Genomic DNA, 19,185 nt, shown 5'->3' on the forward strand with positions numbered 1-19,185 from the left:
TCAACCAGCCGGCGCGCGCAAGCGCGGATCGATGCAGCGATAGGACAGGTCGATCAGCAGATTGATCACCGCATAACCGATCGAAACGAACAGGGTCACGCCCATGATGACGGGAAAGTTCAGATCGAGAATCGCGTCGAGCAAGTACGAGCCGATACCCGGCCAGGCAAAGACCGATTCGACTGTGACCGAGCCGAACAGCAGCCCTGCAAGCTCAAGCCCTGCGATCGTGACGAATGGCAGCAACGCGTTGCGCAGTGCATAGACCGACAGAATGCGCGCTTGCGAGATTCCGGCAGCACGCGCGGTGCGGATATGGTCTTGCGCCAGCACCTCGATCATCGCGGCGCGAATGATGCGCGCGAACGTGCCGATATTTCCGATCGCCAGTGCCGCGACCGGCAGCACGAGATGCGCCGTCGCATCGCGCAGCAAACGCCAGTCGCCACGCAACAGGCTGTCGAGCGTCAGCAACCCTGTCAGCTCGTGCGGCGTCAGACCGGGCGACAATCGTCCCGATGGCGGCGCCCATTGCAGCGCGCCGTAGAACAACCCGAGCAACAGCATCGCAACCCAGAAGCGCGGCGTCGAAATCGCAACCGTCGACAGGCCACGCAACACCGTATCGAGCGGCGACGGGCGCGCAGCGGCGGCGATCACACCCAACGGCACCGCAACCGCAACGGAAAGCAGCAGCGCCAACCCCATCAATTCGATCGTGGCTGGCAGACGATCCAGGATTTCGCGCAACACCGGCTGACCGGTCACGATCGAGGCGCCCAGATCGCCATGCAGGAGTGCCACGACATAGGTGGCATATTGCTCGTGCAGCGGCCGATCGAGCCCCAACGCATGCCGTAGCTGCGCAACTTCGGCGGCCCCCGCACGCGGCCCCGCAATCAATTGCGCCGGATCGCCAGGGATCACGTGCGAGATCACGAAGGTCAGAATTGTGACCGCGATCAACACGACAAACGTCGCAAGAACACGCCGGACCAGAAACGACGCAGCCGCCATTAGAGGATCGGCGCGCCCAGCGCCCATGGATGTGCCTGTTCGTAGAGATGTGCGGCACGCAGCAGAACTTCGTCGCAATGGCGGCGTCCGGTGACCAGCAACCCAACCGGCAATCCGGCACGCGTCACCCCCGCCGGCACGGAGATCGACGGTAGCCACGCGACGTTGGCGAAGATGGTGAACGGTTCGGCGTTGGTGTCGCGCGCATCGCGTCCTGCAACCTCGATCGGCATCGGGCCTTCGGCGCGATAGGGCTCGGTCGCTGCCGTCGGACACAACAACAGGTCGATGTCGTCGAACAATTCGCCGACCTCACGCGCCAGGCGCGTCAGGCGACGCTGCGACGCTTCGAGGTCTTCCAGCGTCGTATCCGCAAACCGTTGCAGCAGATCGCGCGGGCCGCCGCTGATCGCATCCGGTGCGACCGGCCATAAACCGTCCTGTCGCAACCGCGCTTCCAGCCGGTGCGCCGCGAACCGCGCCCAATCGGGATAGGTGTTGGTCAAGGCGATGCTGCGTTCGACCTGCACCAATTTTGCGGCGCGCATGAAGTCGCGTGCGGCTGCTTGCACAATCTGCGCGATTTCAGGATCGACGGGTGCAAAACCAAGATCGGGCGACCAGACCGTCTTGCAGCCCGCCACGTCCAGCAAGTCGATCGCGCGTTCATAGTTGATTGCCGGTCGCGGCAGGCTCATCCGATCGTTCGGACTGGGTCCTGCGGCAACGTCGAGATGGCGCGCTGCGTCGCGCACCGTCAGCGTCAACGCGCCGGCGCAACTCATATCCGACATACCGCTGGGGCGTCCGATCCGGCCGTGCGTCGATTTCAATCCGACGAGACCGGTGAAGGCTGCAGGTACGCGAATTGACCCACCGCCGTCGCTGCCGGTTGCGAACGGCACCAATCCGCCCGCAACCGCCGCCGACGAACCGCCGCTGCTGCCGCTCGGCGTACGTTCGAGGTTCCAGGGATTGCGCGTCGTGCCGAACGCCACCGTGCTGGTGACTCCGTCGAGCCCGAATTCAGCCGTCGCGGTTTTTCCAACCGGCACCGCCCCCGCTGCGCGCAGCCGCGCGACATGCGGACTGTCCTGCGTCGCAACCACCGGCGGATACAGGCCCGTACCGCTGCTGGTCGGCATCAACCTGCAATCTTCGTTGTCCTTGATACCGAACGGAACGCCGGCCAGTGGCCCGACATCTTCACCGGCAGCGATGCGGCGATCGATCGCCGCCGCCGCTGCGCGTGCTTCGGCGGGGTCGAGATGCACGAACGCGTTCAGCCGTGGATTTCCGTCGCCGATGCGAGCCCAGAAATGATCGAGCACCTCGACCGCACTGATGCGCCGTTCTCGAACTCCTGCCGCGATCGCGACCGCGGTCGCGCCCACCGTATCGAAATCACGTGCCATGTGCGGCCTTGCGAACGACGCCGCCCTGCATCACCAACGCGATCTGTTTGACGTCCTGCATGTCCTTCAGCGGATTGCCGCGCACCGCGACCAGGTCGGCAATCTTGCCCGGCTCCAGCGTGCCGATATCGGCAGACAGGCCAAGCAGGTCGGCGCCCGCCACTGTCGCGGCGCGCAACACGTCTTTCGTCGTCATGCCTGCATCCACCATCAAAATCAGCTCTTCCGCCTGCTCTTCGAAGGGCGAGAAGGCGCAGTCGGTCCCGAGCGCGATCTTGACGCCGCCTTGATAGGCAAGCCGCAGGCTTTCGACCTGGCGCCGATAGACTCCCTGCGCCACATCCTTGTTGACGCCACGATTTGCCGACGCGTTGGCCCACTCGTGCGGCGCCGACATGGTCGGGACGAAATATGCACCGGTTTTGCGGAACAGCCGCACCGCTTCTTCGTCGATCACCGTGCCATGCTCGATCGAATCGACGCCGGCTTTCAGAGCGGCGATTACCGACCGGCCGCTGATCGCATGCGCCATGACTTTGCGCTTCAGCCCGTGCGCCGTATCGACGATCGATTTCAACTCGTCGTCGGTGAAGTTGGCATCGGGATAGCCCGGCAACATCACGTTCACGCCGCCCGACGCTTTGATCTTGATCACGTCGGCACCGGAGTTGACGACGCGGCGTACGGCTTTGCGACAACCTTCGACGCCGTCGCAGATATTGTCGGCGAACTCGGCGCGCAGCAGCGCAATGATTTCGGGGCGCCAGTTGCGCGGATCGCCCTGCACGCCCGTCGGCCCCAACGGCTGCCCCGCCTGGATCAAACGCGGCGCAACGATAAGTCCCGCTTTGACCGCTCGCTTCAGCGCGTCGCCAACGGTTTCCGTCAGCGACCCTGCGTCGCGCACCGTGGTGAATCCATTCTCGACGACGATGCGCGCGTTGTTGACGCTGGCGATCGCAATGTCCGAGTCGGAATTCGCAAAGCCGCCAAGCATGCCTTCGGCCGGCGCGGCTCGCCCGGTGACCAGCGCTTCAAGATGGATATGCGCGTCGATCATGCCGGGAAAAACGAACTTGTCCTTGAGGTCGATCAGCTTCGCATCGGGCGCACCGATCTCGCCCGGCGACACGAATCCCGCGCGCAGTTCGGCAATACGCCCGTTGCGCACGACGATTGTCTGGTTGCTGACCGGATCGGTCCCGGGCACTGCCAGCACTGTGCCGGCATGAATGACCGACACGCCGTCGGCGAGTTGCGGCGCAATCGGGCCCAGCATGGACCGCAGCGGCTCAGCATCGCTCGAAAGCGCGGCGGCCAATGCAACGAACGCAACCAGACACCCCAAAACACGTCGCATTCCGACCTCCGGCCCGATGATTCAATTAGCCATGCACCCGTTCGGCGTACAAGATTTCTTCCAAGCAGAACTTAATGGTGACAAGCCGTTCGTCGCTGTATAACGTGATTTGTGATCACAGTTCAACGGCAATACGAGGAACCGCAAATGACCCGCCGGGTCGTCCTTCTGACCGCTTTGCTATGCGCCGTCGGCGTCGCAGGCCAGGCTCATGCCGCGCGCCTGACGGCGCAGCAGCTTGTCGAGCTCGGCGCATTCGACGGACTCGCTTTGTCGCACGACGGGCGCAGCTTGCTGGCCACGGCGACAGGCGCAGGCCGGCCCGCGACGGTCAAGATCGACGTCAAAACCGGCGCGCTGCAACGCGCTCCTGCGAGCGAGAAAGCGGAATTCGCAGTCGATTGGTTTCCGGATGACGCGCGCATCCTGATTTCACGGAACGAAGGCGACAGCGAAGCGACGCATCTCTTTGTGCGTGATCAGCACGGCAAGGACCGCGACCTGACGCCGGCGAAAGGCGCGCAAGGCAAATTCCAAGGCTGGGCGAAAGACGGGAAATCCTTCTTCGTCAGCACCAACGAGCGCGATCCCGCTGCGATCGACCTCTACGAATACGACACGACGACGATCGAACGGCGACTGCGCTTTCGCGGCGACGGCTATGTGATGGGTCGTACCCAGCGCGCAGCGATCAGCGCTGGGAAAGACCTGATCGCAGTCGAAAAGGTGCTGGGCTTCGCCGACAGCGAGGTCCACGTCATCGACATGGCGAGCGGCCGCACGGTCGCGTCGATTCCTTCGCAGCAATCGACCAACATCCCGCTTTTCTTCGAGGCTGGCGGCAAGGCGCTGTATTACATCAGCGACGCCGGCGGCGAGCATGTCGTGCTGCGCCGCTTCTCCTTGGTCGATCGACAGGACCGTGTCGAACTGGCCGTTGCGGGCGCCAGCATTCACCTCGCGCTGCCGTTGCCGGACGGACGCATGGTCGTGGTCTATGACCGCGACGGACGCAGCTTCATTCGCCTGCATGGACCGCGCGGCGACACGGACATCGCAATTCCGGCCGGCCTTCTCCATCCCGTGTCGATCACGCGCGATGGACGCTACGCCGCTTTCACGCTGCAATCGCCATACGCGCCATCGAGCCTGTATGTGATCGATCTCGCCGGCAAAGGCAGCTTGCGCCAACTGCACGTCGCGGGCGCGCCGACCTTGGCCGGCGTCGATCTGCCGGAGGTTCGGGCCGACTCGTTCACCAGCTCGGACGGGCTGCGTATCCCGGTCATCGCGTATCGTCCGCCGACGGGCGTGCAGCTACGCGGCGCCTTGTTGTGGGTACATGGCGGGCCCAGCGGACAGTCCGCGTTCGAATTCAACCCGATGCTGCTGTATCTCGCAGCCAACGGATACGCGGTGTACGCGGTCAACCATCGCGGTAGCAGCGGCTACGGTAAGAATTTCCAGCATCTCGACGACCTGAAACAAGGCGAAGGCAACGTTCGCGACCTGATCGAAGCAAGACAGGCGATGATCGACGCCGGCCTTTCGCCAGACGGGCGCGTCGCGATCATGGGCGGCAGCTTCGGCGGCTTTCTCACCTTGTCCGCCGCAATTCAGGCGCCGGATGCATGGTCGGCCGTGATCGATTTGTTCGGCCCGACCAATTGGGATCGCACGATGCAAGTGATGCCGGCGTCATGGGCGGCGCGGCGCATCGGCTTCCTCAAAAAGATCGGCGATCCGGCGCCGGATGGCGGCGCCTATCTACGGTCGATCTCGCCGCTGTTTCGCGCGGCAGAGATCCGCGCGCCGTTGCTAGTGCTGCAAGGCACCGACGATCTTCGCGTCGTCAAACAGGAATCCGACGATCTGGTCGCTGCGGTCGAAGCCGCAGGACGGAAAGTCGACTATGTCGTGTTGGCTGGCGAAGGCCATGGCTGGCCGATGCAACGCGACAACCAGTTGACGACGCTGGCGCGGATTTCGGGCTTTCTCGACTTGCACGCCGCGGCACGATGACAGCAACGATCCGGCGGCGCGCATTTCTACATACAAGCCTGGCTGCGGCCGGGCTTGGCGTGCTGCCCGGTTCGATGGCACGCGCGCATGGCACGTCGACGTCGCTGGTGATCGGCCGCGCGATCGAAGCGACGACGATTGATCCCGCACGTACGACACGCATGTCGGATTTCGGATCGATTGCGCTGGCCTATGAAACGCTGACCTCGCTGCGTCTTGCCGACGGTGTTCCAACCGCGGATCTTGCGCCCGCGCTGGCGGCGACCTGCAGCTCGGACGACAACGTGACATGGCGGTTTCGCCTTCGCGCCGGTGCCCGGTTCGCGAATGGCAGCGCCGTTGACGCCGACGCGGTTGCGCGCAGTTTTGCGCGGCTGTTTCAGGCCGATCAGGGCCCGGCTAAGGCCTTGTCGTTCGTGCGCAATGTCAGCGCCCGCGACGGCGAGGTCGAAATCACGCTCACAGCAGCCCTGCCCGCCTTTCCGCTGCTGCTCAGCTTGCCGATGTTTGGCATCGTCGACGCACGCGCATCGGACGATCCATCCTGGTTCGCAACCAACAGCGCCGGGTCGGGTCCCTACCGCCTGTCGTCCTGGCACCGCGGCACCGAACAGATTTTCACCGCCGCGCGCGACCTGCCGTTCGACACCGTCATCTTCCGCACCATTCGCAGCAGCCTGTCGCGCGTCGGCGAGCTGCGCCAAGGCGACATCGATTTCGCGGAAAGCCTGTCGCCCGACGAAGCCGATCTGCTTGCCGCCTCGCCGGGCGTGACGATCGCGAGCGGCGCCGGCGCAGCGTTGACCTATCTCGAAATGAACAACCAGCGCGCGCCGTTCACCGACCTGCGCTTTCGCCAGGCCGTCGATGCAGCGCTGAATCGCGAAGCCATGCTGGCGCATCTGTTGCGCGGGCATGGGCGCATCCCAGCCGGCTTGTTGCCGGCGGGTGACACGGCATCGACACGCCCACGCTACGATCCGCATGCTGCTGCTGCGCTGGCGCGCGCGGTCGGTGCGTCACTCACGCTGACGCTCAACTACATTCCCGCCGATGCTTTGACGGACGCGCTCGCGGTGACGATCCAAAGCAATCTTGGCGACGCCGGTATTCCGGTTACGTTGCAGCCGCTCTCCGCCTCCTCGTTCGGCGCCAAAGTGCGATTTGCTGGCGACTTCGATCTGGCGCTTCGTGATTACACGGCGGATTTCCCGGATCCCTGGATCGTTCTCGATTTCTTGTATGCATCCAAGAATATCGGCCCGTCGGGAAATCTCTCGCGTTATGCCTCGCCCACGGTCGATGCGCTGCTCGATCGCGCCGCATCGTCGCTCGACGCGGCACCGCGCGCTGCGCTGTATCGCGACGCCGAAGCCGCCATTCTCGCCGATACGCCGCACGCCGTTCTGTTCTGTCGCGACGCGTTGATTGCCGCGCGCAGCGACCTGCGCGGGCCGATGCCAAGTTTCTGGCAGCCGCAAATTTATCCGGCTGCGTTTCTTTCACGAACTCTTCGCTGAGGGGCGATGCCGTCTTCTTCTGTGCAAATCGTTGCAGTTGTCGGCTGCGGCACGATCGGAACCAGTTGGGCCGCCTGTTTCGCGCGCGCCGGCCTGACAGTTCGTCTGTTCGATGCAGATCCGGCGCGACCGGCGTTTGCACGGGCCGAAGCGATCGAGATGCTGCGCGCTTCGGGCGACGTCACGGGCGGCGACGTCACTGCGCTGCAGGCGCGGATTCAACTTGCCGACACGCTCGAACAAGCGGTGCAGAACGCCGACTACGTACAAGAGAATGCGCGCGAACAAGCCGGCGAAAAGACGGCGCTGTTCGAGCAACTCGATGCGCTGGCGCCACCCGACTGCATTCTCGCAAGCTCGTCGTCGGCGATCCTGCCGTCGAGCTTTCTTGCCGGTCTGCCGGGCCGGTCGCGCTGCCTGGTCGCGCATCCGTTCAACCCGCCGCATCTGATCCCGGTCGTCGAACTGGTCGCGCCCGCCTGGGTTGCACCTGAAATCCTGGCGCGCACGGCGACCTTTCTTGAGTCGATCGGACAATTGCCGATCTATGTTGCGCGCGAAGTCGACGGCTATGTCGGAAACCGACTGCAGGTCGCGGTCGTCAACGAAGCGATGGCGTTGATCGATCGCGGCGTCGTCAGCCCCGGCGACCTGGATCGTTGCGTCACGCAGGGCCTTGGTTTGCGCTGGGCCTTCATCGGTCCGTTTGAGACAATGGATCTCAACGCACCGGATGGCTTCGCCGGTTATGTCGGGCGGTTCGGCGACAGCTATCAACAACTCGGCCGCACGTTGGCGCTCGACTCGCCGTGGTCGCAGGAGGCAATCGACCGCGTTGCTGCGTGGCGGCGATCGGAACTTCCACTCGCCGATCTCAAACAGCGGCAGGCATGGCGCGACGATCTGATCCTGCGCATCCGTGCGCTCGTCGCAAATGCCGACGCGGTGACAAGCTCCTCGCGGTAGACCTGCAAAGACCCGCCGAGTACGATGCCGGCTCGGTTCGGCACTGTTCGGAGGCATTTGGAAATGCAGCTCGTCTCAACGGAGACGGTCTACAGCCGCGTTTATGCGGAAGTCCGCGACGCGCTGATGTCAGGCGCCTTCCAACCCGGTGAACTGGTCACCATCCGCTCGCTCGCCCAACGGCTTGGCACCAGCCCAATGCCGATCCGCGACGCGCTTCGCCGTCTGCTGGCCGAAAATGCGCTGGAGACGCAGCCCAACCGGACCGTGCGCATTCCCGTACATAACGCCACCAGCACCAAAGACCTGCTCGAAGCGCGATGCGCGCTCGAAGGCATGGCGGCTGCGAAAGCGGCGCACGTCATTACACCGGCCGAACTGTCGAAGATCGAAAAGATTCATGCGGCGGCGCTGCGTGCGTTGGCCAAAGAGGACACGGCCGAGTATCTGCGCCAGAATACTTTGTTCCATCGCACGCTGTACGCGGGCGCGCATTCCAACATTCTTCTGCCGCTGATCGAGTCGCTGTGGCTGCAATATGCGCCGGTCATGGCCCTGTCGATGCGCACCATCGAAGCGACGCAGAAAGACTGGCGGCGCGTCGGCGATCAGAACCACCAGGAAATTATCAAAGCACTTCGCAACCGCGATGCGCGCGCCGTGCGGCGTGCGGTCGAAGCCGACATTATGGAACCGACCAAACTTCCCGGCTTCTGGAACTTGTTCACGTTGCCCGGTTATGGAACGGCCCCCAAACGGCGCCGCCGTTCATCATCGACGACGCAGAAGCCAACGACCGATACGAAAAAACGAGTCGCGTCGCTTCGTACGAGCTGAACAAAAAGACGCGGACCGGCACATGGCCGGCCCGCGCCGTTGCGGATCTTGTCAGAACTTCGCGCGTACTTGGGCACCGACCTGGCGGGGAGGTGTAATGGTCCAGAACAAGGATCCATCCGGTGACGCTGATGTGCCGACGACCGACAACGAGTTGAAGATGTTCTTCACGAAGAGGCCCGCTTCCCACCACGTGCCTTCGACCGACAGGTTGATGTTGGTCTGATAGACGCGGTCGCGTGCATTGTTGCCCGATGGCGCACGCAGGTCGGTGTAGAAGCCGCCGGTATAGTGATAGTCGATGCCGAGATTGCCGGTGAGACCGTCAACCAGCGGCCGGCGATACATCGCACCGACATTCCAGGTCAGCTCAGGCACACCCGGAATTGGACTTCCCGCCTTGCTGCCGACGATGTTCGGCGACGCCTGATCCAGACGCGCATGCGCATAGCCCAAGCCCGCATTGATCTCGAGATCGTCGAACGGACGCAGACGGACTTCCAACTCTCCACCACGGCTCGACGCCGCGCCGCCATTGGTGCGGTAATTGAACCCGCATTGCAGCGACTGCTGTAGCTGGATCTGCGACCAGCGGATCAGATAGCCGGTCGCGTTCACCATTACGCGATCGTTGAGCCACGCATTCTTGGTCCCAAGTTCGTAGCTCCACAGCGAATCCGGATTGAACCCTTTCGGCGACGAGCTCAGCCCCAGCGCCGCGAGGTCGTTGCTACAGACTGCAGTCGGAACGACGTAGTTGCCGCCACCCGCGCGATAGCCCTTCGCCGCGCTGGCATAGACCATGTGGTCGGGATCGAACTGGTACGCGACCACGCCTTTCGGATTGGTACCTTCATACGAAATCGAGCCAAAGGTCGGCGGCGCCAGACCACCATTGAGGAATCCGTCATTCTGGTCGCGGAATTTCGAACGGCCGTCATACCGGCGCACACCCGCCGTCACCGACAACGCGTCGGTGATCTTGTAGGTCGCCTCGCCGAACTCGGCGAGTTCGTAGACTTTCTTGTAGGCCGCTTTGGCGAAGAACAGATCGTTCGCGACCGCATTGGCACCGGTCAGGCCCAGCGCACGCGAAAAGCCGGGCGTCTGCGCCAGAACCGACGCGGCTTCCGAGTAACGGTTGTAATAGACGCCCGCGATCCATTGCAGCGGACCATTGCCGTTCGACGTCAAACGCACTTCCTGCGTGACGCTGCGCGGCTGACTGGTCGTGTTGAATCCAGTCGTCTGCGCGTCGCCGAAGATCGAACTCAACAGCCGCGTGAAGTCTGTCGATCCGGTCGCCTTGCGCTGCACCCAGGAGGTGGTGGACAGCAACTTGGCCGGGCCGAAATCATATTCAGCGGTCAGGTTGGCGATCGTCGCCGCGTCGGTGTGCGGTTCGTTCTGCGCCGTCGAAACTGCGGTGCGATCTTTGCCGTAGCGCGAATCGACCTGCCCGACATTGGCGTAGCGATCGTCGAACGCGTTGAACTGCAGCGACACGCGCAGTTGGTCGGTCGGCGTGAACAGCAAAGCCAGACGACCGCTGCGCAGGTTGGCGCTGTCGATGTCTTCCTGGCCCGCCGCGAGCGCCGCTTTTACGTCCGGCTGCAGACTGCGCAACCGCAACAGCGCGTTGTCGGGAACCCGATCGACGAAGCCGCCGAGATGCCGGTAATAGCCGTTCAGGCGCGCCGCGACCTTGCCTTCGACAACCGGCACGTTGAGAACGGCATCGACGCCGTAGCCGGTCGAACCGCCATCGGTTGAAGTCAACAGTGCGTGCGCTTTGCTTTCCCAGCGATCCAACTGCGGCTGGTTCTGCAGAATGCGGATCGTGCCGCCCATCGAACTGGCGCCATACAACGTGCCCTGCGGCCCGCGCAGCACTTCGATCCGCGCGACGTCGAAAATCGCGGGATCTGACGCGCCGGTGCGATTGTCGTCGGTCGTAAGCGGTGTCTCGTCGAGATAGAACGACACGGTCGCACCCGACCCGGCGAGATTGGGAATGCCGCGCAATGCAAAGCGCGTTTCACCCGGACGGTCAGCGGTGAAGGACAAACCCGGAATGCCACGGGCGTAGCCTTCGATGCCTTCATAGTTGAGCGCTTCGATCTGGCGCCCGGTCACGACCGACACCGCTTCCGGAACTTCCTGCAGCCGTTGCGCGCGCTTTTGCGCGGTCACGACCACCTCTTCGACCTGCGCCCAGGCCGGGTCCGGATGTGCGGCAAACAAACCGATCGCAGCGACCACGGTCGCTTGAATCAGCCGGCCAGGATTCGAGCGCGCGCGGCGCCCGGTTCGGGTTTCGTCCATCCCACTCCCCTTATCGTTCTTCGCCGGCGCCCCCGCCGCCGATCAAAGCTAAGCGGCACCAAAACCCTCCCGTCAAGTGATCTGTGATCACAGTTAGCGGTTTTTGTGATCACAGTTACGGAGGCTGCTCGAAAAGCGCCCGGCATGACAAAAGAAGTCGCTATCTGCTGCGTATGTTTGCAAAGCGCGTGCGCGCCGTACGCCAGGTCGGCGTGCAGCGTTGCGGCGCAATTCATGCGCGACGCGTTTCGCCGCGTTGGTTTTCGCGTGAAGATAGTCGCCGGCGCGACCTATCTGGCGGCGCGCACCTTCTCGACCATGCGCTTGATCGCATCGAGCACGACGTCGGGCTTGTCGCGCCAGACGAAGTGACCGGCGCCGGGAACGAAGATCTCTTCGCGGGCTGGCGATGCAGCAGCGAATGCAACATGGGCGCGGCGCAGCGCCTGATTGCGCGCCTCGGTTTCGCCCCAGCTTTTCTCGGCAACGATGTCGATGACCGGCATGGTGGCCGGGAAATCGACCTGGCGCACGCGCTTGACCGTATCGCCATATCCTAACAATTGCGGGATCAGAACGCGGGCCGCATCCGGCTTGGCCTTCTCCAACTCGCCGAATTGCGGCTGGTACAGATCCAGTAGATGTTTGACCTCGGCCTCGTCGAAGAACGACGCCAGGTTGGCGTCGACCAGCACGACGCCGGCAATGCGTTTGTCGGTGGCCGCCATCAACTGTGCGATAAAGCCGGCATAGGAATGCGCCACCAGCACGACCGGCGCACGCACTTCGCACAGATCCAACGCACGCTGCAGCGACGCAACCGTCGTATCGATGCTGAACGGACCTGGTTGCAGCTCGCTCTTGCCGAGCCCCGCACGATCATAGACCACCGTGCGCACGCGGGCGGCGGCGCGCACCTTCTCGGGGATGTCGCCCCAGGCGGTGGAGTCGTTGCCGCTGCCGGCTTCAAACAGCACGGTGGGCGTCCCCGCGCCGCTGGTTTCGATCCAGATTTTGTGATCACCGACATTGACGCGCTCGGCGCCGGCCCTGCTGCAGCTCGGCGCCGCGTTGGCGACGCCATGGATCAGCAAAGCGCCAAGGGCACCGGCAAGAATCTGTTTCATCGCGTCCTGCTTTCACCTGAGTCGCGCCGACGCTGGGCCACGCGATTCATGTAAGCAAACGTTCTTCTGCGAGTGAGCGATCACTTGACCGCTTCCCGCCGGACCGAAACACTCGGCCCGCGTAAAACGGGGAGCGCGTGACATGAAATTTGCGTTTGGCTTGCTGGCGGCGACGATTGCTGTGCCCGCAGCTGCTGCGGACGACCTCACCAACTTTCGCGCGCTGTACAAGGAACTGGTCGAGATCAACACGACCTTGTCGGTCGGAAGCTGCACCGACGCCGCCAAGGCGATGCAGGCGCGCCTGAAAGCGGCCGGCTATAGCGACAAAGACATGTTGTTGGTCGTTCCGCCCGGCATGCCGAAGAAAGGCAATCTGGTCGCCGTGCTGCACGGCACCGACAAGGCCGCGAAAGCAATCCTGCTGCTGGCCCATATCGACGTGGTCGAAGCCAAGCGCGCCGACTGGAAACGCGACCCGTTCAAACTGACCGAAGAGAACGGCATGTTTTACGGGCGCGGTGCCAGCGACGACAAAGCGATGGCCGCCGTCTTCACCGACAACATGATCCGCTACAAAAAAGAGGGTCTCAAACCCAAGCGCGACATCAAGCTGGCGCTGACCTGCGGCGAAGAAACGCCGCATGATTTCGACGGCGCGCAATATCTCGCCGAGAAACACCGGCCGTGGGTCGAAGCTGAGTTCGCGCTGAATGAAGGTGCTGGCGGGCGCCTCGATAAAGACGGCAAGCATCTCGCGCTCGACATTCAAGCGGGCGAGAAGATCTATCAGGACTTCCAGCTGGAAGCGACCGGGCCAGGCGGACATTCGTCGCGACCGACCAAGGGCAACAACCCGCTCTATCACGTCGCCGCCGCGCTTTCGCGGATCGAAGCCTACGAGTTTCCCGTCGCGATCAACGCAGTCACCAAAGCGAATTTCGAAAAGACGGCGCTGGTCGACAAGCCCAACGCTGACGACCTGAAAGCGGCGGCTGCCACGGCCGATGCCGAAGCGGTTGCCCGCGTCGCGCGCGACCCGTCGCGCAATTCAATGATGCGCACAACGTGCGTTGCGACTCAGATCGAAGGCGGCCACGCCCCCAACGCGCTGCCGCAGCGTACGCGTGCGAACGTCAATTGCCGCGTGCTGCCCGGCGTGCCGATGGAAGAGATCCGGCAACAGCTGATCAAGGTGATCGCCGATCCGACGGTCGAGGTAACTGCGATCGGTGCACCCGGCTTCAATGCGCCGGTGCCGGCGCTGACACCGAAGATCCTCGGCCCGGCGACGCAAGTCGCCGCAAAATTGTGGCCGGACGTGCCGTTGATTCCGGCCATGAGCACGGGCGCGACCGATGGGCGCTATCTCAACGAAGCAGGCATTCCAACCGTTGGTCTCAGCGGCATGTTCCACGGCCCCGAAGGCGCCGGCGCGCACGGGCTGGACGAACATATTCGCGTGCAGTCGCTATATGACGGCCGCGAGTTTCTGTACCAAGTGGTGAAGCTCTACGCCGACCAAGCGAGTTGATGTGACCAAAGCGAAAAAGCCTGCTGCCGCGCCTGCGACCGCCAAGACCGGGAAGATCCGTGTCGGAATCGGCGGCTGGACGTTCGAGCCGTGGCGCGGGGGCGTGTTCTTTCCCAAGAAGCTGTCGAAGGTGCGCGAGTTGGAATTCGCGTCGCGCGCCGTTACCTCGATCGAGATCAACGGCACCTATTACAGCTCGCAAAAGCCGCAGACCTTCCGCAAATGGCGCGAGGAAACGCCCGACGACTTCGTGTTTTCGGTCAAGGCGTCGCGCTTCATGGTGATCCGCAAGGATTTGCGCGACGCCGCGGAATCGATCGACCGCTTCTTCGATAGCGGCGTCGCCGAGCTAGACAAGAAGCTGGGCCCGATCTTGTGGCAGTTGGCACCGACCAAGAAATTCGACGAAGAGGAAATCGCCGAATATCTGGGTTTGATGCCGCGCGGCTTTCAGCACGCGCTCGAAGTGCGCAATCCCAGCTTCAACGATCCGAAATTGTGGCCGCTGCTCAAAGCACACAATGTCGCGTTGGTTCGCGCCGACCACGAGACCTATCCCGATATCGATCAGGACACGGCGGATTTCTCGTATTACCGGCTGCAGCGGACGCAGGCCGATATCGAAACCGGCTATGCCGCCAAAGATCTCGATCGCTGGGCCGAGGTGCTGAAGACGCGCGCTGCGACCGGCAACGACGTGTTCTGCTACATGATTTCCGGCGCCAAAGAACGGAATCCCGCGGCGGCGCAGGCGATGCTGGAACGGCTGAAATAGCATCACAAGAAACAGGTCGTCCGGGAACGAACCAGGCACTATCTGATCGCCATGACCAAGTTCCATATGTTCGAAACTGCGATCGGCGTTTGTGGCATCGTTTGGCGCGACGAGCGGGTCGTTGGATTCAGCCTGCCCGAAGCGACCGAGGCGGCGACGCGCGCGCGGCTGCTTCGGCGTTTCCCCGACGCAACCGAAGATGCGCCGACGTCGACGGTGCAACGCGCAATTGACGGAACGATTGCGCTGATCCGTGGCGAGAAAATCGATCTCAACTTCGTCGATTGCGATCTCAGCGCAACCCCCGAGTTCAATCGCCGCGTCTACGAGATCCTATGCACGGTTCCAGCCGGTGAAACCGTAACCTACGGCGACATCGCGCATCGCCTGGGCGATCCCGGTGCAGCGCGCGCAGTCGGCCGTGCGCTGGGCGAGAATCCGATTCCGGTGATTGTGCCCTGCCACCGCGTACTTGCAGCGAGCGGCAAGAGCGGCGGTTTTTCTGCGCCGGGTGGTGCGGACACGAAGTTGAAGCTGTTGTCGATCGAAGGCGCTCGCACCAACGACGTTCCGTCGCTGTTCGACACACCACTGCCGCTGGCGCGCAAGCGTACTTAGTAATTCGGCCATACGCCCGGCGTCGCCAGTTCGAGAACATGGCCGTCGGGATCGTCGAAATAGAGGCTGCGTCCGCCGCGCGCCCAGTTCACTTCGCTGCGCACGGGAATGCCGAGCGTTTTGAGGCGGTCTTTCCACGCATCGTACGCGTCGGTCGGAATCGCAAACGCGATATGCAGCGGACCGCTGCCGTCATGGCCCGGGATCATACCGCCCGGATAGGTCTGGTTGTCGTTGCGTGACCCTCCGCGCCGCCACAGCAGCAACACGCTGCCTGGTGCGACCGCGAACGACGCGCCGCGATCGCCCAGCGTCTGATGCGTTAAACCAAGCACCCGGTCGTAGAAGGCGACCGACCGGTCAAAGTCATCGACATAGAGCGAGGTCTCGAGGATCGCGCCCAGTGCGGGTCTATCGTTTGTTTCCATGGGCTTGGCCCCTCCTTGACCGCAATGCTGCACCTTGGCAGGTTATGCGAACCATTCTCATTTTCGCTGGATTTGCCATGCGCCGCCTCGTTCTTGCTGCCCTGCTCGTTGCCTCGCCCGCCTTCGCGGCCGAGCAGGTGAACGTCTATTCGGCCCGGCATTACGACGCCGACATCAAGCTGTTCGAGCTGTTCACCAAAGAGACCGGCATCAAGGTCAACGTCGTCGAAGACGAAGCCGACAAGCTGATCCAGCGCATCAAAGCCGAAGGCGCAAACAGCCCCGCAGATCTGTTCATCACCGTCGATGCGGGACGCTTGTGGCGCGCGCAGGAAGCCAACGTGTTGCAGCCGGTGCGCAGCGAGAAACTCGAGAAGCTGGTGCCGGCGCAACTGCGCGAACCGGGTGGTCTTTGGTACGGGCTGACCAAGCGCGTGCGCATCGTGATGGTGAACAAGGACAAGGTGCAACCGAACGAGATCACGCGCTACGAAGATCTCGCCGATCCGAAATGGAAAGGCCGCATCTGCGTGCGTTCGTCGAACGCGGTCTACAACCAGTCGCTGGTCGGTTCGATGATTGCGGCTGACGGCATGGCGGCAACCGAGAAATGGGCCAAAGCGCTGGTCGCCAATCTCGCCAAGCCGCCGCGCGGCGGCGACATCGATCAAATTCTGTCGGTCGCAGCCGGCGAATGCGACGTCACCTTGGCGAACAACTATTACCTCGCGCGGCTGATCCATTCGTCGAAACCGTCAGAGAGCGAGCCCGCGAAAAAGATCGCGGTCGTGTTCCCCAACCAGGCCGATCGCGGCACGCATTCGAACATTTCGGGCGCTGGCGTGGTGCGCTCGGCGCCGCACAAAGACAATGCGGTGAAGCTGCTCGAATTCCTCGCGTCCGACGAAGCGCAAAAGTTGGTCGCCGACGAGAATTACGAATACCCGATCCGCGAAGGCCTGCCGGTGCAGGTGACGCTGGCGGGCTGGGGCCAGTTCAAAAGCGACGCAATGAACGCCGCCTTGTTCGGCCGCAACAATGCCGACGCGCTGAAACTGATGGATCGCGCTGGCTGGCGGTAATCAAATCCGCAGCACGATCCACAAGACGATCAGGCTTTCGACCGTCCAACCGAGCGCAATCACGAACGAGCCGCTGACGATGCGACGCATGGCGCGCGCGTCGTCGGCGCCGCGCGCCAGACGCAGCAACGCCGGACGTTCGATCAGCAGGCTCCACACGACGACCAGCACGTTGACCAGGTTGGCGATCGTCGCGGCGTAGAACAGCGTGCCGGGATGCGGCACGACCCAGACCAGCATTGCGACGGCCATATAGGCGAACATCGACGGCACCGTCGTCGCCATCGCCATCCGCACCAGATGCGCGCGCGCCGCGCGACCGGTCTGGTCGGGCGCAAGATCGCGCCAGGTCGGGTAATGCACCACCGCCAGCGCCCACGCGACTCCGACATTGTAGATCGACAATGTCAGCGCCAGGAATTCCAGGAAGCGCGGCAGCGCCGCCAGCATTTGCGGACTCAAAGTGGCGGCTGCTCCGTGCCGGGACGGCTTGCCGCCACGGCTCGCGACAACAGGATCACCGGCACCAGGCCGACTGCGACGATCAACAACGATGCGGTCGAGGCTTCGCCCAACCGTTCATCCGATGCCAGGCGATAGACGCGCGTCGCCAAGGTTTCGAAATTGAACGGCCGCACGATCAAGGTCGCGGGAAGTTCTTTCATCACGTCGACGAACACGGTCAGCAACGCAGTCAGCACGCTGCCCCACACGATCGGCAGATGGATAAAGAACAAGGTGCGTGTCGGACCGCGGCCCAAGGTGCGCGCGGCCGCGTCGAGCGACGGGCTGACTTTTCCCAAGCCCGATTCCATTGCGTTGGCCGCAACCGCAAGAAAGCGCACGAGATACGCAAACAACAACGCGAACATGCCACCGGTCAGCATCAATCCGGTCGAAAGCCCGAAGCTGGCGCGCGCCCAACTGTCGATTGTGTTGTCGAAATAGGCGAACGGCACCAGCAAGCCAACCGCGATCACCGATCCCGGAATCGCATAGCCCAATGTCGCAAGCCGCGCCGCCCAACGTACCGGCTTGGCCGGCGCCAGACGCAGACCGTACGCAAGAATGACGGCTGCCGCTGTCGTCACCACCGCGCCCAGCGCGGCAAGCGTCAAGCTGTTGGTGGCGAGATCGACGAAGGCGGTCAGGCGCAATTGATCGCCCTCTTCCCACGCCAATTTGGCGAGATGCGCTGCCGGCACGGCAAAGCCCAGCAACGGCGGCAACAGGCACGCGGTAAACGCACCCAACGCTGCCAGACCGCGCAGGCGATAGCCGGGTAGAGTCTGCCAACGCTGCGTCGTGTGATCGAAGCGCGCCGGACCGCGGCTGGCGCGCTCGAACACCAGCACGGTGAAGACGCACAACATCAGCAACGCGGCGAGCTGCGTCGCTGCCACCGGCTCGCCCATCGCAAACCAGGTGCGATAGATGCCGGTCGTGAATGTATCGACGCCGAAGTATGAAACCGTGCCGAAGTCGGCCAGCGTTTCCATCAATGCGAGTGCCAAGCCACCAACAATGGCAGGTCTTGCCAAGGGCAACGCGACTTCAACGAAGCCGCGCCACGGGCTGCGGCCCAAGGTGCGCGCCGCTTCGAGCACGCACACCGATTGCGCCAGAAACGCTGCACGCGCCAGCAGGTAGACGTAGGGGTACAGCACCAGCGACATCACGATTGCGGCACCGCCGAGCGAACGGATTTCCGGCGCCCAATAATCGCCGTGCTGCCAACCGGTCAGGGCGCGCAACGCGGTCTGCACCGGTCCGGTGAATTGCAGCAGGTCGGTATAGGCGTAGCCGCTGAGATAGGTCGGCATCGCCAACGGCAACAGCAGCACCCAGTTCAGGTGGCGCGACAGCGGGAACCGACACATCGTCACCAGCCAGGCGCTGCTGACGCCCAACAACAACGTGCCGGCGCCGACGCACAGCGCCAGCAGCACCGTGTTGATCACGTAGACGCCCAGCACCGTATCGACGAGATGCTCCCAGACCGCGCGATCGGGATGGAACAGCCCGGCCGCGACCGTCGCCAGCGGCACCAGCACCGGCAAGGACAGCAGGATCGTCGCAATGCCCCAGCCGCCGATACGGGCGCGGAACGCACCTTCGGCGCGGGCTGCTGGCGGGTTTTGGGTGGCGACGTGGCTCAT

17 protein-coding genes are annotated in these 19,185 nt (G+C 63.3%); 9 read left to right on the forward strand and 8 right to left on the reverse strand.

Annotation, left to right across the window (positions count from 1 at the left end; translation table 11 throughout):
* From TMPK1_RS05650 to TMPK1_RS05660, 3 genes are read right to left on the reverse strand one after another with little or no spacing between them, the layout of a single operon-like run.
* Positions 1–1,044, reverse strand: a complete 1,044-nt coding sequence (locus TMPK1_RS05650; RefSeq protein ID WP_420241939.1) for an ABC transporter permease — start codon at positions 1,042–1,044, stop codon at positions 1–3.
* Complete coding sequence (locus TMPK1_RS05655) at positions 1,017–2,432, reverse strand: amidase (RefSeq protein WP_420241940.1); 1,416 nt, start codon at positions 2,430–2,432, stop codon at positions 1,017–1,019. Before TMPK1_RS05655 ends, TMPK1_RS05650 begins: the two co-directional genes overlap by 28 nt.
* Positions 2,422–3,711 (reverse strand): metal-dependent hydrolase family protein, encoded by a 1,290-nt coding sequence (locus TMPK1_RS05660; RefSeq protein WP_420241941.1) that lies wholly within the window; start codon positions 3,709–3,711, stop codon positions 2,422–2,424. The genes TMPK1_RS05655 and TMPK1_RS05660 overlap by 11 nt, the downstream gene beginning before the upstream one ends.
* Between TMPK1_RS05660 and TMPK1_RS05665 the strand changes: the two genes are divergently transcribed.
* The 5 genes from TMPK1_RS05665 to TMPK1_RS05685 all read left to right on the forward strand — a co-directional run bounded on the left by TMPK1_RS05665 (position 3,710) and on the right by TMPK1_RS05685 (position 9,137).
* Positions 3,710–3,895, forward strand: coding sequence for a hypothetical protein (locus TMPK1_RS05665; protein WP_420241942.1), 186 nt, complete (start codon positions 3,710–3,712; stop codon positions 3,893–3,895). The two genes, TMPK1_RS05660 and TMPK1_RS05665, sit on opposite strands and share 2 nt — an antisense overlap.
* Positions 3,896–3,939: 44 nt before the next feature.
* Complete coding sequence (locus tag TMPK1_RS05670; protein WP_420241943.1) at positions 3,940–5,814, forward strand: S9 family peptidase; 1,875 nt, start codon at positions 3,940–3,942, stop codon at positions 5,812–5,814.
* Positions 5,811–7,334 carry an ABC transporter substrate-binding protein gene (locus TMPK1_RS05675; protein WP_420241945.1) on the forward strand — a complete coding sequence of 508 codons (1,524 nt, stop codon included), beginning with the start codon at positions 5,811–5,813 and terminating at the stop codon, positions 7,332–7,334. The genes TMPK1_RS05670 and TMPK1_RS05675 overlap by 4 nt, the downstream gene beginning before the upstream one ends.
* A gap of 6 nt (positions 7,335–7,340) precedes the next feature.
* Positions 7,341–8,300 carry a 3-hydroxyacyl-CoA dehydrogenase gene (locus tag TMPK1_RS05680; protein ID WP_420241946.1) on the forward strand — a complete coding sequence of 320 codons (960 nt, stop codon included), beginning with the start codon at positions 7,341–7,343 and terminating at the stop codon, positions 8,298–8,300.
* Positions 8,301–8,363: 63 nt separating this feature from the next.
* The gene (locus tag TMPK1_RS05685; protein WP_420241947.1) at positions 8,364–9,137 is read left to right on the forward strand and encodes a GntR family transcriptional regulator; all 774 of its coding nucleotides are present in this window, start codon (positions 8,364–8,366) and stop codon (positions 9,135–9,137) included.
* A 51-nt stretch (positions 9,138–9,188) separates the two neighbouring features.
* On the opposite strand, the gene TMPK1_RS05690 is transcribed toward TMPK1_RS05685, so the two are convergent.
* Positions 9,189–11,462, reverse strand: a complete 2,274-nt coding sequence (locus TMPK1_RS05690; RefSeq protein WP_420241949.1) for a TonB-dependent receptor — start codon at positions 11,460–11,462, stop codon at positions 9,189–9,191.
* A gap of 290 nt (positions 11,463–11,752) precedes the next feature.
* Positions 11,753–12,589 carry an alpha/beta fold hydrolase gene (locus TMPK1_RS05695; protein ID WP_420241951.1) on the reverse strand — a complete coding sequence of 279 codons (837 nt, stop codon included), beginning with the start codon at positions 12,587–12,589 and terminating at the stop codon, positions 11,753–11,755.
* A gap of 142 nt (positions 12,590–12,731) precedes the next feature.
* Here TMPK1_RS05695 and TMPK1_RS05700 point away from each other — a divergent pair, with 142 nt between their 5' ends.
* The 3 genes from TMPK1_RS05700 to TMPK1_RS05710 are packed head-to-tail and all read left to right on the forward strand — an operon-like array spanning position 12,732 to position 15,516.
* Complete coding sequence (locus TMPK1_RS05700; RefSeq protein WP_420241952.1) at positions 12,732–14,123, forward strand: M20/M25/M40 family metallo-hydrolase; 1,392 nt, start codon at positions 12,732–12,734, stop codon at positions 14,121–14,123.
* A gap of 1 nt (position 14,124) precedes the next feature.
* Positions 14,125–14,898 (forward strand): DUF72 domain-containing protein, encoded by a 774-nt coding sequence (locus TMPK1_RS05705; protein WP_420241954.1) that lies wholly within the window; start codon positions 14,125–14,127, stop codon positions 14,896–14,898.
* Between the two features lie 51 nt (positions 14,899–14,949).
* The gene (locus TMPK1_RS05710; protein WP_420241956.1) at positions 14,950–15,516 is read left to right on the forward strand and encodes a methylated-DNA--[protein]-cysteine S-methyltransferase; all 567 of its coding nucleotides are present in this window, start codon (positions 14,950–14,952) and stop codon (positions 15,514–15,516) included.
* Here TMPK1_RS05710 and TMPK1_RS05715 read toward each other — a convergent pair.
* Positions 15,513–15,944: a VOC family protein gene (locus tag TMPK1_RS05715; protein WP_420241958.1), complete on the reverse strand. Its 432-nt coding sequence runs from the start codon at positions 15,942–15,944 to the stop codon at positions 15,513–15,515. The two genes, TMPK1_RS05710 and TMPK1_RS05715, sit on opposite strands and share 4 nt — an antisense overlap.
* Positions 15,945–16,021: 77 nt before the next feature.
* Here TMPK1_RS05715 and TMPK1_RS05720 point away from each other — a divergent pair, with 77 nt between their 5' ends.
* Positions 16,022–17,026 carry a Fe(3+) ABC transporter substrate-binding protein gene (locus TMPK1_RS05720; RefSeq protein ID WP_420241960.1) on the forward strand — a complete coding sequence of 335 codons (1,005 nt, stop codon included), beginning with the start codon at positions 16,022–16,024 and terminating at the stop codon, positions 17,024–17,026.
* Here TMPK1_RS05720 and TMPK1_RS05725 read toward each other — a convergent pair whose 3' ends face one another.
* Together TMPK1_RS05725 and TMPK1_RS05730 are read right to left on the reverse strand one after the other, a co-directional pair.
* Positions 17,027–17,488 carry a hypothetical protein gene (locus tag TMPK1_RS05725; RefSeq protein WP_420241961.1) on the reverse strand — a complete coding sequence of 154 codons (462 nt, stop codon included), beginning with the start codon at positions 17,486–17,488 and terminating at the stop codon, positions 17,027–17,029.
* A complete protein-coding gene (locus TMPK1_RS05730) occupies positions 17,485–19,185 on the reverse strand; it encodes an ABC transporter permease (protein ID WP_420241963.1) in 1,701 nt (566 codons plus the stop codon). The genes TMPK1_RS05725 and TMPK1_RS05730 overlap by 4 nt, the downstream gene beginning before the upstream one ends.

It is taken from the genome of Roseiterribacter gracilis, assembly GCA_018332375.1.
In the GTDB taxonomy this organism is placed as follows: Bacteria; Pseudomonadota; Alphaproteobacteria; order BOG-932; family Roseiterribacteraceae; genus Roseiterribacter; species Roseiterribacter gracilis.

What these genes read in the sequence shown, in the direction of transcription:
- TMPK1_RS05650 (WP_420241939.1), bottom strand. Translation starts at nt 1,044, where the DNA reads ATGGGCGCTGGGCGCGCCGATCCTCTAATGGCGGCTGCGTCGTTTCTG.
- TMPK1_RS05655 (WP_420241940.1), bottom strand. Translation starts at nt 2,432, where the DNA reads ATGGCACGTGATTTCGATACGGTGGGCGCGACCGCGGTCGCGATCGCG.
- TMPK1_RS05665 (WP_420241942.1), top strand. Translation starts at nt 3,710, where the DNA reads ATGGACCGCAGCGGCTCAGCATCGCTCGAAAGCGCGGCGGCCAATGCA.
- TMPK1_RS05660 (WP_420241941.1), bottom strand. Translation starts at nt 3,711, where the DNA reads ATGCTGGGCCCGATTGCGCCGCAACTCGCCGACGGCGTGTCGGTCATT.
- TMPK1_RS05670 (WP_420241943.1), top strand. Translation starts at nt 3,940, where the DNA reads ATGACCCGCCGGGTCGTCCTTCTGACCGCTTTGCTATGCGCCGTCGGC.
- TMPK1_RS05675 (WP_420241945.1), top strand. Translation starts at nt 5,811, where the DNA reads ATGACAGCAACGATCCGGCGGCGCGCATTTCTACATACAAGCCTGGCT.
- TMPK1_RS05680 (WP_420241946.1), top strand. Translation starts at nt 7,341, where the DNA reads ATGCCGTCTTCTTCTGTGCAAATCGTTGCAGTTGTCGGCTGCGGCACG.
- TMPK1_RS05685 (WP_420241947.1), top strand. Translation starts at nt 8,364, where the DNA reads ATGCAGCTCGTCTCAACGGAGACGGTCTACAGCCGCGTTTATGCGGAA.
- TMPK1_RS05690 (WP_420241949.1), bottom strand. Translation starts at nt 11,462, where the DNA reads ATGGACGAAACCCGAACCGGGCGCCGCGCGCGCTCGAATCCTGGCCGG.
- TMPK1_RS05695 (WP_420241951.1), bottom strand. Translation starts at nt 12,589, where the DNA reads ATGAAACAGATTCTTGCCGGTGCCCTTGGCGCTTTGCTGATCCATGGC.
- TMPK1_RS05700 (WP_420241952.1), top strand. Translation starts at nt 12,732, where the DNA reads ATGAAATTTGCGTTTGGCTTGCTGGCGGCGACGATTGCTGTGCCCGCA.
- TMPK1_RS05710 (WP_420241956.1), top strand. Translation starts at nt 14,950, where the DNA reads ATGACCAAGTTCCATATGTTCGAAACTGCGATCGGCGTTTGTGGCATC.
- TMPK1_RS05715 (WP_420241958.1), bottom strand. Translation starts at nt 15,944, where the DNA reads ATGGAAACAAACGATAGACCCGCACTGGGCGCGATCCTCGAGACCTCG.
- TMPK1_RS05720 (WP_420241960.1), top strand. Translation starts at nt 16,022, where the DNA reads ATGCGCCGCCTCGTTCTTGCTGCCCTGCTCGTTGCCTCGCCCGCCTTC.
- TMPK1_RS05730 (WP_420241963.1), bottom strand. Translation starts at nt 19,185, where the DNA reads ATGAGCCACGTCGCCACCCAAAACCCGCCAGCAGCCCGCGCCGAAGGT.